Below are 14,898 nucleotides of genomic sequence, written 5' to 3'. Positions count from 1 at the left end.
GGAGCCATCGTGGAACAATCCAGCTTTGCAGCAACCAGGGACCATCCCGTGCCAGACGACGTTGCGCGGTTGCTTGCCACCGTTCCTGAATGGTTTGGCCAACCTGAATCAAACGCAGAGTACATCCAGTCCGCGCGGACCAAGGAAACCTGGACCGTTCGCAATGCCCAAGGCGCAGTGCTCGGTGTGCTCTTGGCAGAACGGCACTACCACCACTCCGTTGAGATCCATCTGATGGTGGTCGACCGTGGATACCACGGCGGTGGAATCGGTTCGGCTTTGTGCGCAGCCATTGAAGCCGAGGCGCTCGCCGGCGGAGTGCAGCTCTTGCAGGTCAAGACCCTGGGTCCTTCGCACCCGGATGCCGGCTACGCGAAAACTCGGCGATTCTATGAAAAGCAGGGCTTCCTTCCCCTGGAGGAAGCTAGCCTCTGGGGAGCTGGGACGCCCTGCTTGATCATGGTTAAACCGCTACCTGGCAAGTAGCAATAGAATTGAAATGATGCCTGGTTCCAGCGCTCATGCCGAATCCTGGGAGTTCATCTTCCAGTTGTTTCCATCGTGGACTCCGAGCCGTAGACTGGGTGGATTCCGTCACGACTCTAGGAGATATCCTTGACTGAAATTTCAGCTCTCGCCCAGAACCTCGCCAAGCAGCACGCCTCAGGTGAACTGCTGGTCATGCCAACCGTGTGGGATGCCTTCAGCGCCAACATCGCGGCATCCGCTGGCTTCGCCTCGCTGACTGTCGGAAGCCACCCCGTCGCCGATGCCTTGGGCAGTGAAGATGGCGAGAAGATGGACTTCGCAGACTATCTGGCCGCGGTTCAGCGAATCACCAGCAGTGTCGATGTGCCGGTCAGCGCTGACGTTGAATCCGGCTACGGCCTGGATCCGAAGGAACTCTTCGAACGCGTTGCGGCAGCGGGCGCTGTCGGCGTGAATATCGAAGATGTTCTCCACCGTGAAGGCGGCCGTGTCCGTGAACGCCAGGAGCATGCGGACTACATTAACGGCGTCCGCCAAGCAGCAGATGCAGCAGGCATCGAATTCGTGATCAACGGACGCACCGATGCAGTGAAGCTGGCCGATAAGTTCGCAGACCCGCTGGGCGAGGCAATCGAGCGCATTAAGCTGATGGAGCAGGCTGGTGCGCGTAGCGTGTATCCGGTGGCCCTGGCCAATGCCGATCAGGTTGCGCAGGCCGTGCGAGCAGTCAGCATTCCGGTGAACGTGACGGCCCACCCAGTCAACGCGCACCCCGCCGGGGACCTCGGAACCTTGCGTGAGCTAGGGGTTCGTCGCGTGAGCTTCGGACCGCTGTGGCAAATGTGGTTGGCGGAGATGTCCGGCAAGCAGCTCGGACCTTGGCTCTAGGCCTTCCCCGGATCAGGCAGTGCGCGCCAGGCGGGCGACGGCCGCACGCGGGTTGCATCAAGGAACGGCAACCCGGGCACAGCCCGGCACCTCTCAGGACATTTGTGTTCTGTGAATAGTTGGAAAATCTGCCGCCAGGGCATTTCGCCTTGGCGGCAGGCTCCGGCATTGCCGGGACTGGCCCGCACCAAACGGGTGTCAAGGGCCCCTGGCTTTCCGCAGCCGAACTAGTTGCTGATGCCGTAGGCCTTGCTGATGCTCTGGTTGCTTTGAAGTGTTTCGAGCATGAACGCGGCAAGATCATCACGCGTAATGCTTCCACCCAGCCGGCCTGGTTCACCAACTTGCAGTGCGGTCCACTTGCCGAGGGCAGGCTTGCTGCCCAATCCGGTGGGGCGCACAATGCTCCAATCCAAGCCAGAATCTTCCACTAGCTTTTCCTGCTCGGTGTGGTCGGACAAAGGCTTGGCCAATAGCATTTTGGAGAGGAAACCGATGACGCCGGGAAGTTGCGAACCGGAGTTTCCGGCGCCCAGGGAAGACTGGATCAACAGGCGCTGGGGACCGTTCGCCTGCATCGCGTGGACAACACTGCGAGTCACGCTAGTGCGGGCATTTTTCTTTCCCTTGCTGCCACCCACGGTGATAGCTACGGCGTCGGCGCCGGCAATCGCCTGCACCGCGAATTCAGGATCAGAAGCATCGCCGTTGAGCTGAATTATTTGCCCATGCGCGGTGCGGGAACCGCTTCGCGAGACGACGGTAACTTCATGGGATGCCTGGCGCGCGAGTTCAGCCAGCGCAGCGCCGGTTCCGCTGTTGCCACCGATAATAACGAGTTTCATGAGTTCTTTCCTTGAAGCGTGAAGGCATCAGGTGCCCTGCACTATTCTCCCGCAATGCGGTTGAGAGTTTTCATCAGTTTCTTGAAGGTGCGCTGGCCAGTCTCCGACAGGCACACGAGGGTGATGCCGTAGCGGTCTTTGCGTTCCTTTGACAGGTGGATTAGTTCACGATTTTCCAGATCCTTGAGGATCTTTGAAAGGTCGGCGGTGGACAGCCCCGTCGCTGCTTGGAGTCCAGCGAAATCCGCCCGTTCGACCTGGCTCAGATGCGCCAGCGTAACGAATCTTTTGGGCGCCAGAAGCAAGGGATCAAGTTCTTGGTAATTCATGGAGCTCAGCGCCGAATTAACAGGAAGAGGTAGTATCCAAGCCACAGCACCGGTGCGAGGCCTGCCAGCAGCAGTGCTTCAGGCCAAGGTGCGGTTTCATGATGGACGATGCTTCGCCAAATAGGCAGGAACAACCAGGTGGCAAAAAGGACCAGGATCGTGCGGGCACCGCGAAAACGCGGTTCATTGATGCGGCGTTGCCGCGCAGAGAACCAGTGATTCGCTGACAATAAGGCAGTGATTGCTGGCGCTACGGCGATCCATCCGTATCCGGACAGCGCCAGCAGTCCTGCCGCCAATGATGCGGCAACGACCAAGATCGCTATCGCATGATCGACGGCCTCGAGTTCTCGGCGGGGGCGGTGGGGGACCGAGCCCAGCAGTTGCTGCGCCTTGCCGGGCGATAGCGGGGTGGATGAACTGGAATCTTGGCTCATGCCTCAATCTTTGCAACTAGTTGCAATAATTGCAAGTAGTATTTTGTTTCAATTCCGTATCTGTTCATGCTTTTTATGATCGGACGGTTGAGGAACTGCTATTCTCGGACGGAGCCAGCTAAACCAACCCACGGCACCGAGGCACGTCAACATGAATGCTTTTTCTGCTCGATCTGAAACAGCCATGGGCCACCGTCGGAGTGCATTCGCGTGGCGACCTGAAGCCGATACGCTCATTGCCTTGGCCACGTTGCTGGCGTTTTCCCTGTGCTACTACGCGGGGACCGCGATTAATAGCCTTTTTCTCTGGCTCGGCATCTTGGTCTTCGGAACCTTTGTCCCCCTCTGGACGGTGCTGCACCGGCGCCGAGAGACTCTTGCAGGGGTGGGGATCACGAGAAAACTCCTGCTGGCATCCCTCGCTATTTCCCTGGTGCTGGGTGCCGGGTCCGCCTACCAGCTGGTCACCTTGGCCAACGCCAGTGGCGCCGATATCGCAAGCCATCTGGCGGCGAACTTCTTGGCCTTGTGGGAACCGTTCTTTGTCTTTGGATGGTTGTATCTGCGGTGGGAACGCGCTTTCGGATGGTTGCCAGCTATTGCGCTGACTGGCCTCGGCTTTATGGTTCAGCACCTCGGTTCGGTTCCGGCGGCAGCTGCAGCAGGATTCGGTGCTTTCGCGATCTTGTTCGCGATTGCCTTTGCCATGATGCGCAACCTCGCGGTGTTGTGGCCGCTGTTCTACCCAGTAGCCAGTGGAATCGGGACCTTGCAGGCTGGGTATTCGATGGGATGGGGCGATGCCGGCATCTCGGCTATCGTACTGGTGCTCCAGCTGGTGATCTTCTGGTGGATCGCCAAGAGGGCCAAAAGCCTGCCTGCAGCCTAGCCCAAGGCGCCAGCGGCATAGGCAGCCTGCCCGACATGGACCGAGGCGTCGTCAATGATCGATACCAAGCGCACCCCACGGGTAACCGCCGGGTCCCAGCTTCGATCAATGATTTCGTCGAGTTCTTCCTCGCGCAGTCTGGAGGCGTAGCCGCCGAGCGCGGAAAGGCACGCCTCCAAATAGTCCAGGAGCAGCTGCTGGTCGTTGACGATGATCGAGCGAGCCTGCTCGGCACTGTGCCCGAAGCCCATCGAATCGCCGAGCTCGCCCAAATTGAAGCGGTCCCGGAACTGCTCCCAGAGTTCAGGCTGACCGCTCAGCGCCGAGAGCTGGATATCTGCTTCGCGCCCTGAATGCCATAGAAGCCAGGCAATGGAGTTGGGGTGGTTGCCCGGGTGCGCGTTGAGCTGTTCACTGCCCAGCTGCGGAAGCGCGCGTACCGCGTCAATTGTCCGCTGGGCCAAGTCTGACAGGAGCTCGGAGACTTTCATGATTCCTCGTTCTCCCCGCGATGCCAGTCGCAGGATTCGTTATCGGCAATGAATTCGGCGGCGAGATAGGTGGCAACGGCGGCAGTGTTGTCGCTGGCAGTGCATACCAAGGCGCTGGATGCTCCCATGGATCGCAGTTCTGCAGCGGCCGCCAGGCTGATCGCCGTGCCGTACCCTTGGCCGCGGGATGCCGGATGCACCGCTATGGGCTCCAGCAGCCCTGGCCGTCCGGGACCAGCAGACCAGACCGCTGCGACAGCCAGCGGGTTCATGTCGCTGTCATAGGCGGTCAGGCATTGCCCCTGGGCATAGATGGGAGTACTGGCCATGGTATGCCAGCGCTGCACCGCACGCGCCAAGTCTTCTGCTGAGAAATCGGCGCCGCGAAAGGCATTGAGGTGGACTTCCATCCATTGGCTGGCTTGGGCAGAATCCACCCGTCGAAAGGTAAGCTCCGGCAGATGCACCGGAGTGTCCAGCGAACGGCGCAAGGGAGTCCATGCTTCGCCCGGAGCCCACCCGTTGGCCTGCAGGACCTGGCCCAAGGCCGTCGCGCCGCGGGCTTCGATGCTGGCGGATGAGGAAGGGAAGATCCGCTGTTGCGGCGAGAGGAGGTCGGTGTGGATCTGCTCGGCCAGCGGCTGGATGCCGACGTAGTCCGGATGCAGGGCCATTCGCATGAGATCCGGGCCATCGAGCAGGCCAATGGCATAAATCGATTCGCGATCCGCCCAGACCCGCAGGCTTTGCGCAGTGATTTCCAGACCCCGCATTGCGTACCAGCCCACATCCCCGGGATGCAGCTGCAGGGGCAGGCCATCGCGTTGCCAACTGGCGAGCTCATCGACGAGGTCGGCAACCTGCGCCGCGGCGGGGGTAAGCATTCTAAGGCCCATTGGCCCATTCAAGCACTGGGCCTGCCATGGGACAAGGGTTCGCGACAGGCAGCGGGCCAGCAGCATCCGCCTGATGCTGCTGGCCCGCTGCCTATGGGCGTGCAAGTTGCATCGGACTACAGGTCGGCGGTGGCCTTCCACGCCGAATGCACGGCACCGTGGATGTAGTTGACCGCACTGGCATCGCCGATGACATCGACGCTGAATCCGGCACCGCGCAGCTGATCGGCTACCGGCGCGGCACTGGTGGTGCCATCGGCGTAGATGACCATGTCGGCCGGGGCGCTGAACTGCTCTTCGCCTTCGGTCCATTCCACGGTCTTCTCGGTGATGCGGGTGACCGAGACATTGCGGTGGATCTTGACGCCATGCGCGAGATTCTCCTTGACGCCGGTCCAGCGGCGCGGCATGGCCAGCGGCAAGCCCAGCTGCTGGCTCTCATGGACCAGAGTGACGTTGCGGCCGCGCTCGGCCAGGAACTCGGCCAGTTCCAGTCCCACCAGCGAGCCGCCGATGACTACAACGTCCTTGCCCATCGGCAGCCAGAACTTGGTGAACTGGCGGACGAATTGCGGGGACTTGGTCAAGCCCGAGAGCCGTCCGAGCTTGCCCATGGTGCTCAGCACCAGTCCGGCTTCCTCGGCTGTAGCGGTACCCAGCATCATGGCGCGCAGGGTGTCGCCGGTCTGCACGTTGGGCAGGTCGCCGCCTGGCATGTCCGGCTTCGGGCGCACGGCGCCGGTAGCGACAATGACGTGGTCGGGGTTCAGCCCGCGGATGGTTTCCGCGGTGGCTGGGGTATTGAGCTTCACCGCAACCCGCAGGCGCTTGAGCTCGGATTTCAACCAGCGCAGCAGGCGCTCGTTATCCGGGGTGGTCATGGTGGAGAACCACATGGTTCCGCCCAAGCGGTCGGCCTTGTCGACGATGGTCACCCGGTGCCCGCGCTCGGTGAGCACGCGTGCGCTCTCCATGCCCGCAGGGCCCGCGCCAACGACAACCACATGCTTCGAGGCGCTTGCCGGCTTCAACGGCAGCAGCTTCTCGTTACCCAGTGCCGGGTTCACTGCGCAGAACGGGGTGTCATCGAAGAAGTTCTCCGCCACGCACAGGTAGCAATTGATGCATGGGCGCACCTGGTCAAGCTTTCCGTCGCGCAGCTTGTTGGGAAGCTCCGGGTCGGCCAGCAGCTGGCGTCCCATGGCAGCGAAGTCCACCTTGTTCTGGGCGATCGCCTTCTCGGAAATGTCCGGGAGCATGCGGCCCACGGCGATCACCGGAATGGAAACATGCTTCTTGATCTCTGCGGCATTCTCCAGGTAGGCCCCGACCTTGTTCGGCAGCGGCCCGTCGGTGAAGTTGTCGAAGGGGTTGCGTCCCCAACCGGTCACGTGGATGCCGTCAGCGCCTGCGGCTTCGAACATCTTGGACGCCTCGATGGATTCGGCAAGGCTCAACGCGCCTTCCTGGCCGTATTCCTCTCCGGCTACGCGCACCAGGATCGCCAAGGAATCTCCCACGCGTTCCTTGACGGCGGCGATGACCTGGCAGGCCAGGCGGGCACGGTTCTCCAGCGAGCCGCCGTACTGGTCGGTGCGCAGATTATCGCGCTGGTTCAGGAAGACGCCAAGGATGTATCCGTGCGCCGCATGGATCTCGATGGCATCTGCTCCGCCCTTGGCTACGCGTTCTGCCGCGTCGGCCCATGCGGCGATCAGCCAGTCGATGTCCTCTTGGGCCATCTCGTGGTAGCTGGCTTGCTTGCCCTTGGTGGCAGCACCCATCTTCGCGAGTTCCTCGGGGGTGCAGTCGGCCAGCGCGCTCATGGAGTAGCTGTAGTCCGGCTTGTTCGGCGCCATGACTGGACGTCCGTTGGCGGTGTCTACGCGCGCTACCTTGCCATGGTGGGTGGACTGGATGCACAGCTTGGAGCCTGCAGCGTGGATGGCGTCGGCCAGTGCCTTGATGCCCGGGACGTATTTGTCCTCTGACAGTCCCGGTTCTTTCATCGAGGCCGCTCCGTAAGGGAAGGCGATAGCGCATGCGCCGGTGATGACAAGTCCGGCTCCGCCGGCGGCACGCGCGACATAGTGGTCGATTTCCGACTGCTCGATTTCACCGCCTTCGGAAACGTTCATGTCCATCGCGGGAAGGACAATGCGGTTGGCGGTGCTCATAGGCCCGATCCGGCCTTCTGACATCAGGTGGGGAAAATCCGTGTTGCTCATGGCAACATAATACCGGCGGAAAATGCCCCAATTTCCGCCAGGAGGATCTTGGAATTGGAATTAATGCCACTAAAATAAACGACTTGTTCAAATTCAGGCATGCCATCATGCTATTAGAAAATGTCATTGCAAATAATTCTAGCGGAAATCCTGCGAAAAGAATTCCTGTTTCCATTGCCTAAGTCAATGATAATCAATTTCCATATGCGGATATTATTGGCCGGTTCAACGAATGCGCGAAGTGACCGGCATCACCCCAGCGGTAGGCTGGAAGCATGTACTGGGAAAATATCGTCTTCGATGCCGAGAGCCCGAAACAGCAAGGGGAATTCTGGGAGACCCTGCTCAAATGCCAGATGCTGACCGATAACGCCGACGGCTATGAAACCCGGCTGCAGCTGGCCGGACCGAGATACCTGGATTTGTGCCTCCCCGCTGTCCGGAACCCGGACCGTGCTCAACAGCGCGTGCACCTGATCCTCGGATCCGGCACCCATTTCAGCGAACGCCTTGGCGATTGGCACCGGCATGCCATGGAGTCCAGGCTCGATGCCGCAGGCAACGAATTTCTGCTCCGTGCCCACGACCAGGACGCAAGCGGCTTGGAGCTTGAAGCCCTGCAACTGGCCTGCGTTGACCCGGCCGGAGATGCAGAATTCTGGAAGCAGCTGCTGGGATGGGACATCGTTGCGCGGTCTCCAGTGGTTCTGGCTCATCCATCAGGCGCGGGCCCGCGGCTGGTCCTTGTCCGGGAAGCTTCACCCAAGACTGCGGGGAAGAATGCGATCCATCTGGACCTGCGTCTCGAACAGGCCGAGAGCATGGAGGACGCGTTGGGAATCATCTGCGCATTGGGCGGCAAGGAACTGGACGGTCCGTGGGGTACGCTGCCATGGCGGGTATTCCAGGACCGCTCGGGCAATGAATTCTGCGTCCTGGCCCCGTCGGCTTCCAACCGGTGACGGATCCGGCAACGCCCCGAGGCCGCTAAACGCAATTATCGGCACTACCCAAGGAAGAAAGTGCAACCACACCTAGGCAATGAGCACACCGTTGCGGTGATCCCGGGGCAGTCACGCCGCGGGATCGCGGCTCTGGCGCTCCCGCTCGCAACTGCCACCCATTTGCTGGCACAACTGTTCTGGCCTTCGGGGCTGCTGGCGGACGTCACGCAGATCCTGCTGATGCCGCTGTTGGCAGGAACGGTTCTCGCCCTCACCACCTCGCCGCGTGGCACACTGATCCTGCTGGTGCTCATAGCCCTTTTCTTCTCCTGGGTCGGTGACACCTTGCCCCGGTTCATGGACGGCGATTCTGTATTCCTGGCCATGGTTAGCGCATTCCTGGTTGCGCAGTTCTTCTACATCGCCGCTCTGGCAAGATACTGGAAATCTTCGATACTGCGCCATTGGTGGATGCCGCTTCCTTATCTTGCCGCATTTGCCCTGCTGCTGGTCCTCTGCTCACCCGGTGCGGGAGTGCTGCTCGCCCCGGTGATCATCTATGGCTTGGCATTGATGACGATGGCCATCCTCAGTACCGGGCTGGGTCCGATCGCAGGCTTCGGCGGCGCAATATTCTTCCTCTCCGATTCCTTGATCGCGCTGCGCTCATTTGCGGATATCGATGTCCCCGGAATGGGATTCTGGATTATGCTCACCTACGTAGCTGGCCAATGGATGATCAGCTACGCTGCGAGCCAGCGCGAGGCACAGGAGAAGAGCACGGTGAAATGCGAGTAGCCCCAAAGAGCAGGATCCCGTTGTTCATGGTGCATGGCAACGGGGTAGACCACCGTATCCTCAAGCCGCTGGAAGCAGAGCTGGCCAACGCGCAGATCTTCGACTTGCACTACGTCGACTTGCCCGGCTTCGGAACCTGTCCACCGCTAGGGAACCCCGGGGGACTGCCAGAACTTGCAAACTGGTTGGAGGAACTGATCAGGCAAACCGCGGGAGAGGGGCCGTTCGCACTGCTGGGCAACTCTCTTGGCGCCTTGCTCTGCCAGGAGATGGCCGACAGGTTTCCCGGCCAGGCCCAAGGACTATTCCTCCTGGCCCCAGTGGTCTTTCCCGATGCCTCGCGGCGCACTGTGCCCGAAGCGCAGGTAGTCGTAGAGGATCCCGGGCTGCTGGCCCGGATAGATACCCGCCAAGCACAGCAATTCTCCGATATTGCCGTGGTGCAATCGCAGCAGGCGTGGCAGAGCTTCGCGCAGTGGGTGCTGCCCGGGCTGGACTGCGCGAACTTGCGCTCCATGGCCAAGCTATCCAAGCGCTACTTCCTGGATCCTCTGCCCGTGGAGCGTAAACGCCAGCTGGATATTCCGGTAACCATCCTGTGCGGGAAACAAGACCACATCACCGGATACCGGGATCCCGAGCATCTATCGCGCCGGTACCCCTCGATGAGGATCCGCGTGCTTGATTCTGCAGGGCATAACGTGCACCTTGAGCAGCCCGAGCAGGCCGCGGCCGAATTGCGGGACTGGGCCCACCGCACGGGCCGCATGAACGAGCCGGCTTGAGCCGGGGAAAAACCGCATGCTGGTGTGCCGCAACGATCCATGAAAACTTGAGGAATCGCTGGCACCCGGCTACATTTCGAATCAGCAAGTACGGATTCGCTTGAGCATGAAGGAATATGGCATGGAAGAGACTCTCCTGCTGCGCGAGCTGTCGAGCGTGGATGAAGTGCCTGACCTGCTCGACATTTGGCGCAGTTCGGTGGAACGCCGGGGAGACTTCCTCTCGGCTGCTGATATTGATGCGGTGGCCGTCGCCCTGGAAGCTGTCTATAGCCAATCGGTCTCAGTCAGGATTGCCCAGCATGGTCGACGCATTGTTGGCTTTGCAGCATGGAGCAGTACACGCATCGAACTGCTCTGGGTGAGGCACACTGATCGCCAGAAGGGTGTGGGCCGCATCCTGCTGGATGAAATCATCGCCAGCATTCCCGGGATCAGCGTTCATCTCGATTGCCAGCGCCAGCCTGCCATTGCGTTCTTTGGCGACTGCGGATTCGTGCCTGTGCCCGGGGAATCTGCATCGTCGCCGCAACGAGTCGTATTGCGCCACGTGTAGTCTTCAGCCTGGATCGTGGCACGATAGTTTCATGAGTGAAAATAGCCGTGAGATCCGTGAAGTCAGCATCGAACGCGTCGAGGCACGCAAGTACAGGGCCACCAGCCTCGAATCGGGAGCCAGCCTAGAATTCGGCCAGGGCGAAGGATTGCTAACCCCGGTGGAGTTGCTGCTTGCTGCCATCGCAGGATGTTCCGCAATTGATGTTGATGTGGCGACCACCAGGAGAAGCGAGCCTGAGAAATTCGAAGTCAAAGCGGGCGGCTACAAGGTCTCTGAGAACTCGGCGAGCCGGATGGAGGACATCCATCTTGGTTTCGATTTGAAGTTCCCCGATACCGAGGAAGGCCGCAAGGCAGCCAGCATGGTGGAGCGCATCGTCAAGCTTTCGCATGACAAATACTGCACCGTCTCCCGCACCGTTGAACTGGGCGCTTCCGTGCGGAGCGAAGTCATCAACTAGGTAGCGGGACTTCCGGCAATTCCCGGACTAATAAAGGTCAATGGCTGAATCCGCAATAGCTTTCATGGCAATTCACGGGTTTGGACGCAATCGCGAACTTTCTAACATTGCGTGGATCAGTTGTCGGCAGGGTCTTATTGTTCGGAATTCGTTGAATACATCGGGATATAGTCAGCTTTTCGCAATTCGAGCTGTGAAAGTCCAATGATTCAAGCTGGGAGCATGGGTCTTTGCCCTAGTCAGCGGAGAACCTTCATCGTAGGGTCGGACTGTCCCTACGTTGAAGGGGCAGCAATGCAGTCTGAGAACGTTTTAGACAATATCGACTGGGCGTCGATGCTACAAAAGGTTGGCATCGCGCTAATCATCCTCATCATTACGTGGCTAGTTGCACGCATAATTCGTTGGGCTGCCGCCAAACTGGTGAACAGGGTGAAGTTCCTGCAAAAGCAGGGCAATGACGGAGAACAAATAGGCCAATCCCTAGGCAAGGTCGCGGGGTTGATTGTCTGGCTCTTCGGCCTCGTGGCAATCCTGCAGGTCTTCGCTCTATCCGAAGTGCTATCGCCGGTGCAGGGCATGCTCGGCGGCGTCATGGCCTTCATCCCCAACCTCATCGGTGCGGGCTTCATCTTCTTCATTGGCTACGTCATCGCGAATATCGTTCGCCAGCTGCTGAGGACCGGTTTGGGAACTGTCGATTTTAGCGGACTGGTCCGCAAGGTCACCCCAGGCAACGAACCAGTAGATGAAGTTCAGTCTCGCGAATCCCAAGCGAAGATCGTTGACATCATTGCCAACATCGTCTTCGCCTTGATCCTGCTAGTCGTCGCAATATCAGCCCTGCAGGTTCTGGGCATCGCGGCAATTTCGGAACCTGCCCAGCAGATGCTGCAGCTGGTCTTCACCGCAATCCCGCAGGTCATCATGGCCTTGGCGCTCTTGGCCGTGGGTATCCTGATTGCCAAGTTCGTCGGGCAGCTACTTGAATCCACCCTCCACGGCGTGGGTACCGACACTGTTGTTGCCCAGTGGGGCGTAGTTCCCGAGGGCAAGAGCGCTTCGGGAATCATCGCTGGCATCGTCAAGATTGCTATCGTGCTGTTCTTCGGTGTGATGGCGGCCCAGATGCTGAACTTCCCAGCGATCACCAATATCCTCAATGAGATCCTGGCCTTGGGCGGCAAGATCCTCTTCGGCGCAGCAATTATCGCCGCAGGTTTCGTCATCGCCAATGTGATTGGCCGCTTCTTGGGTGACACTACTGCTTCGAAGATCATCCGCTACACGGCAATTGCGCTGTTCGTGGCGATGGGCCTGAAGTACATGGGTATCGCCGATTCGATCATCAACATGGCCTTCGGCGCAATCGTCATTGGCGCAGCATTGGCAGCGGCTCTGGCCTTTGGCCTCGGCGGTCGTGATGCTGCGGCCCGCACGCTGAAAAAGATGGAGGCCCAACAGGCCACCAATGGCCCGGACTCGACGCCACCGGCATCGAACCCAGGCATCTAACCACGCATCACAAAACCTGAGGGACAGATAAGAAGTCGCGGAATCCAAAACCGGATTCCGCGACTTTTTTGATGCCCGCCAAGCTACTGCTGCGTGCCCCACGGCAAGGGCATGACCGCAGAGCCGCCATCGGTACGCAACCGCGCGTAGGTGTGCACATCGATGCGTTCTCCGGCAACCAGGAATTTGCCCCGCTCGACACCTTCGTGCAGGAAGCCGTTGCTTTCTGCCACATGCTTCGACCCGGGATTATTTGCCCGCAAGCCCAGCTCCAAGCGGTACAGTCCCAGCTCGTCGAACAGGTAATCCACCAAGGTTGCCACGGCGCGGGTGGCCAGCGACCGGCCCCGGTAATTCTGGTTCATCCAATACCAAATCCACGCGTTCCGATTGGCCGGGTCGACCGTACCGCACACCAGTCCCACCAGCCGATCCCGATATGCGACGGCCATCGCCTGCTGGCGTTCCCCGGCCTCCAGCAGTGCGCGCACATACGACTCAGCCTTTTGCGGGGAATCGGCGTCGCCTTGGCGCAGCATGTCGGGGTTCGAGGAGAATGCCTCGAAGACCGCTTCGGCATCCGAAAGGCGCAGCCGGCGCACCGTGAATTCACCGTCGGCATGCACGGTTTCCTTCGGTCCTGCAGATGGCTGCGGATGAGCGGCGACCGTGCCCTGGTGGAAGAGCAGCTGCCAGCGGCCCTGCTCATGGATCCACAGTGAACTGCGTTCGCTGGGGGAACCGGAGAGCAGCTTCCAGCGCAGCAGCACCAGCTGGTCTGAAAGCTGGAGAGCCACCGGGCTTTCGACTTTCAACGCCCCGGCAGCCCGTGCCGGCTCCTGGGCCAGCTGGGCAATGATGGCCTCGCGATCATAGACTCGCCCTCTGGCTCCCACCTCGGCGAACCGAGGATGCAAGCGCCGCTGCAATTGCTCCTGGCTATGGCGTTGGCTAGATTCCAAGAGTTCTTGCTCCAACGAGATGATGGTGCTGGATAGCGCAGAACCTTGGGAAAGCTCGATAGGGAAGTCATGGAATGCCATGTCAGCAAGTACATCACAGAAGATGACGGAACTGCGTTCAGTGAAGTTCGACTTTATGAGCTGCATCATGCTTATAATCGCTGTAATCCGCGGGAGCCTGAATCGACCAGGCTGAGAGGGCACCGAGCCGACCGCTACACCTGATGCGGGTCATGCCGCCGTAGGAAGGAAGCGTGCCCTTGTGCATGTCAACATTGTTGGCGCCGGGATAATCGGCCTGGCCGTCGCGTTCGAGCTGGATTCACGCGCACACACCGTCACCCTCATCGATCCGGCACCCGGCCAAGGTGCAAGCTACGCGGCAGCAGGAATGCTGGCCCCGGCAGCTGAAACGGTCTGGGGCAATGGCCCGTTGCACCAGCTGCTTGCCGCCTCGAATGCCGCCTATCCGCAGTTCATCGAGCGCATCGAATCGGCCACCGGGCAACGCCCGGACTACTTGCAGAACTCCACGCTCGTTGTCGCCGCAGAGCCTGCGGACCGCGAAGCCCTGCACGAGCTGGCCGAACTGCAGATATCCCTCGGCCTGTCAGCGCAAAAGCTGCTGCCCAGCCAAGCCCGCAAGCTCGAACCAGCCTTGGCCGCCAATATTGCTGGCGCGGTCCTGTGCCAAGATGACCACCAGGTCGACCCTCGATCCATCGTCAAGATCCTGTTGGAGCATCTGCGTCCGCACCTGGTCGAGGAACGGGCGCAGGCACTGGTGACCGACGGGAAGCGGACCACCGCTGTGTGCACCGCATCGGGCCGAATCTTCGAAGCGGAGCAGACCATCGTGGCCACCGGTCTTGGCACCCTCGATGGCTTGAACGAACTTCCGCTGCGTCCGGTCTACGGAGACATCCTCCGGATCCAGGGACCAGCAGGCCCGCCGCTCATCACCCGCACCATCCGCGGCATCGTGCACCGGGAACAGGTGTATCTAGTGCCGAGAAGGGACGGCAGCCTCGTCCTTGGCGCCAGTGTCCGTGAAGACCGGCAACAAGCGGTGAACATTGGCGCGATGCACCTGCTGCTGGACAACGCGAGAAAGCTTGTCCCCGGCATCAGCGACTGCACGCTGAACGAGGCAACGGCCCGGGCACGTCCCGCCACGCCAGATGACCGGCCGCTGCTTGGACGCCTTGATCCAGGGCTGCTGCTCTGCACCGGGTACTCCCGGCACGGCGTGCTGCTGGCTCCGCTGGGCGCAACGCTCACTGCGGATCTCGCCCACGGCCACCAATCCCACCCCTTGCACCAGGCTGTGGATCCCCACCGCTTTGCCAACGCAACCTAGACCGCTCACCGAACGGAGCAGCA

17 protein-coding genes and 1 riboswitch are annotated in these 14,898 nt (G+C 60.4%); of the genes, 10 read left to right on the top strand and 7 right to left on the bottom strand.

Translation table 11 applies throughout. From position 1 onward, the window contains the following. The first annotated feature begins 9 nt into the window (after positions 1-9). Positions 10-486: a GNAT family N-acetyltransferase gene (locus ACWICV_RS05395; protein WP_402470654.1), complete on the top strand. Its 477-nt coding sequence runs from the start codon at positions 10-12 to the stop codon at positions 484-486. 129 nt (positions 487-615) lie between these two features. After that, positions 616-1,377 (top strand): isocitrate lyase/PEP mutase family protein, encoded by a 762-nt coding sequence (locus ACWICV_RS05390; RefSeq protein WP_402470656.1) that lies wholly within the window; start codon positions 616-618, stop codon positions 1,375-1,377. Between the two features lie 227 nt (positions 1,378-1,604). Here the strand turns inward: ACWICV_RS05390 and ACWICV_RS05385 are convergent, their stop codons facing one another. From ACWICV_RS05385 to ACWICV_RS05375, 3 genes are read right to left on the bottom strand one after another with little or no spacing between them, the layout of a single operon-like run. Beyond that, the gene (locus ACWICV_RS05385) at positions 1,605-2,222 is read right to left on the bottom strand and encodes an NAD(P)-dependent oxidoreductase (protein ID WP_402470659.1); all 618 of its coding nucleotides are present in this window, start codon (positions 2,220-2,222) and stop codon (positions 1,605-1,607) included. Positions 2,223-2,263: 41 nt separating this feature from the next. Then, positions 2,264-2,551: a transcriptional regulator gene (locus ACWICV_RS05380; RefSeq protein WP_133833678.1), complete on the bottom strand. Its 288-nt coding sequence runs from the start codon at positions 2,549-2,551 to the stop codon at positions 2,264-2,266. Positions 2,552-2,556: 5 nt separating this feature from the next. After that, on the bottom strand, positions 2,557-2,988 hold the full coding sequence (locus ACWICV_RS05375; RefSeq protein WP_454090638.1) for a hypothetical protein: 432 nt from the start codon (positions 2,986-2,988) through the stop codon (positions 2,557-2,559). 151 nt (positions 2,989-3,139) lie between these two features. Here ACWICV_RS05375 and ACWICV_RS05370 point away from each other — a divergent pair, with 151 nt between their 5' ends. Further along, entirely contained in the window at positions 3,140-3,877 is a 738-nt protein-coding gene (locus ACWICV_RS05370; protein WP_133833680.1) for a hypothetical protein, read from the top strand. Here the strand turns inward: ACWICV_RS05370 and ACWICV_RS05365 are convergent. From ACWICV_RS05365 to ACWICV_RS05355, 3 genes are all read right to left on the bottom strand, one after another. Continuing rightward, positions 3,874-4,368 carry a DinB family protein gene (locus tag ACWICV_RS05365; protein WP_454090639.1) on the bottom strand — a complete coding sequence of 165 codons (495 nt, stop codon included), beginning with the start codon at positions 4,366-4,368 and terminating at the stop codon, positions 3,874-3,876. The two genes, ACWICV_RS05370 and ACWICV_RS05365, sit on opposite strands and share 4 nt — an antisense overlap. Further along, positions 4,365-5,264, bottom strand: a complete 900-nt coding sequence (locus ACWICV_RS05360; protein ID WP_454090640.1) for a GNAT family N-acetyltransferase — start codon at positions 5,262-5,264, stop codon at positions 4,365-4,367. The genes ACWICV_RS05365 and ACWICV_RS05360 overlap by 4 nt, the downstream gene beginning before the upstream one ends. 116 nt (positions 5,265-5,380) lie before the next feature. Then, positions 5,381-7,492 (bottom strand): oxidoreductase, encoded by a 2,112-nt coding sequence (locus tag ACWICV_RS05355; protein ID WP_454090641.1) that lies wholly within the window; start codon positions 7,490-7,492, stop codon positions 5,381-5,383. A 275-nt stretch (positions 7,493-7,767) separates the two neighbouring features. Between ACWICV_RS05355 and ACWICV_RS05350 the strand changes: the two genes are divergently transcribed. The 6 genes from ACWICV_RS05350 to ACWICV_RS05325 all read left to right on the top strand — a co-directional run bounded on the left by ACWICV_RS05350 (position 7,768) and on the right by ACWICV_RS05325 (position 12,553). Then, positions 7,768-8,454, top strand: coding sequence for a VOC family protein (locus tag ACWICV_RS05350; RefSeq protein WP_454090642.1), 687 nt, complete (start codon positions 7,768-7,770; stop codon positions 8,452-8,454). Positions 8,455-8,514: 60 nt separating this feature from the next. Further along, positions 8,515-9,234 (top strand): lysoplasmalogenase, encoded by a 720-nt coding sequence (locus ACWICV_RS05345; protein ID WP_454090643.1) that lies wholly within the window; start codon positions 8,515-8,517, stop codon positions 9,232-9,234. Next, positions 9,225-10,019, top strand: a complete 795-nt coding sequence (locus tag ACWICV_RS05340; RefSeq protein ID WP_454090644.1) for an alpha/beta fold hydrolase — start codon at positions 9,225-9,227, stop codon at positions 10,017-10,019. The genes ACWICV_RS05345 and ACWICV_RS05340 overlap by 10 nt, the downstream gene beginning before the upstream one ends. 121 nt (positions 10,020-10,140) lie before the next feature. After that, the gene (locus ACWICV_RS05335) at positions 10,141-10,575 is read left to right on the top strand and encodes a GNAT family N-acetyltransferase (RefSeq protein ID WP_166650724.1); all 435 of its coding nucleotides are present in this window, start codon (positions 10,141-10,143) and stop codon (positions 10,573-10,575) included. A 31-nt stretch (positions 10,576-10,606) separates the two neighbouring features. After that, the gene (locus ACWICV_RS05330) at positions 10,607-11,038 is read left to right on the top strand and encodes an OsmC family protein (RefSeq protein WP_105657548.1); all 432 of its coding nucleotides are present in this window, start codon (positions 10,607-10,609) and stop codon (positions 11,036-11,038) included. Positions 11,039-11,332: 294 nt separating this feature from the next. Next, positions 11,333-12,553 (top strand): mechanosensitive ion channel, encoded by a 1,221-nt coding sequence (locus tag ACWICV_RS05325; protein WP_454152482.1) that lies wholly within the window; start codon positions 11,333-11,335, stop codon positions 12,551-12,553. Between the two features lie 83 nt (positions 12,554-12,636). On the opposite strand, the gene ACWICV_RS05320 is transcribed toward ACWICV_RS05325, so the two are convergent. Beyond that, positions 12,637-13,596: a GNAT family N-acetyltransferase gene (locus ACWICV_RS05320; RefSeq protein ID WP_454090646.1), complete on the bottom strand. Its 960-nt coding sequence runs from the start codon at positions 13,594-13,596 to the stop codon at positions 12,637-12,639. Positions 13,597-13,675: 79 nt separating this feature from the next. Further along, a riboswitch (TPP riboswitch) is annotated at positions 13,676-13,780 on the top strand. On the opposite strand from ACWICV_RS05320, the gene thiO reads away from it, so the two are divergent. Then, positions 13,778-14,875, top strand: coding sequence for a glycine oxidase ThiO (gene thiO / locus ACWICV_RS05315; protein WP_402470682.1), 1,098 nt, complete (start codon positions 13,778-13,780; stop codon positions 14,873-14,875). (Overlaps the previous riboswitch by 3 nt.) Positions 14,876-14,898 lie beyond the last annotated feature (23 nt).

The organism is Glutamicibacter sp. NPDC055354, from assembly GCF_053644955.1.
The sequence above is the reverse complement of the archived record's forward strand: the minus strand, read 5'-3'. Positions and strand labels throughout refer to the sequence as shown.

Coding starts and splice junctions, on each gene's coding strand:
- ACWICV_RS05385 (WP_402470659.1), bottom strand. CDS start 2,222: ATGAAACTCGTTATTATCGGTGGCAACAGCGGAACCGGCGCTGCGCTG.
- ACWICV_RS05380 (WP_133833678.1), bottom strand. CDS start 2,551: ATGAATTACCAAGAACTTGATCCCTTGCTTCTGGCGCCCAAAAGATTC.
- ACWICV_RS05375 (WP_454090638.1), bottom strand. CDS start 2,988: ATGAGCCAAGATTCCAGTTCATCCACCCCGCTATCGCCCGGCAAGGCG.
- ACWICV_RS05370 (WP_133833680.1), top strand. CDS start 3,140: ATGAATGCTTTTTCTGCTCGATCTGAAACAGCCATGGGCCACCGTCGG.
- ACWICV_RS05365 (WP_454090639.1), bottom strand. CDS start 4,368: ATGAAAGTCTCCGAGCTCCTGTCAGACTTGGCCCAGCGGACAATTGAC.
- ACWICV_RS05360 (WP_454090640.1), bottom strand. CDS start 5,264: ATGGGCCTTAGAATGCTTACCCCCGCCGCGGCGCAGGTTGCCGACCTC.
- ACWICV_RS05355 (WP_454090641.1), bottom strand. CDS start 7,492: ATGAGCAACACGGATTTTCCCCACCTGATGTCAGAAGGCCGGATCGGG.
- ACWICV_RS05350 (WP_454090642.1), top strand. CDS start 7,768: ATGTACTGGGAAAATATCGTCTTCGATGCCGAGAGCCCGAAACAGCAA.
- ACWICV_RS05340 (WP_454090644.1), top strand. CDS start 9,225: ATGCGAGTAGCCCCAAAGAGCAGGATCCCGTTGTTCATGGTGCATGGC.
- ACWICV_RS05335 (WP_166650724.1), top strand. CDS start 10,141: ATGGAAGAGACTCTCCTGCTGCGCGAGCTGTCGAGCGTGGATGAAGTG.
- ACWICV_RS05330 (WP_105657548.1), top strand. CDS start 10,607: ATGAGTGAAAATAGCCGTGAGATCCGTGAAGTCAGCATCGAACGCGTC.
- ACWICV_RS05325 (WP_454152482.1), top strand. CDS start 11,333: ATGCAGTCTGAGAACGTTTTAGACAATATCGACTGGGCGTCGATGCTA.
- ACWICV_RS05320 (WP_454090646.1), bottom strand. CDS start 13,596: ATGGCATTCCATGACTTCCCTATCGAGCTTTCCCAAGGTTCTGCGCTA.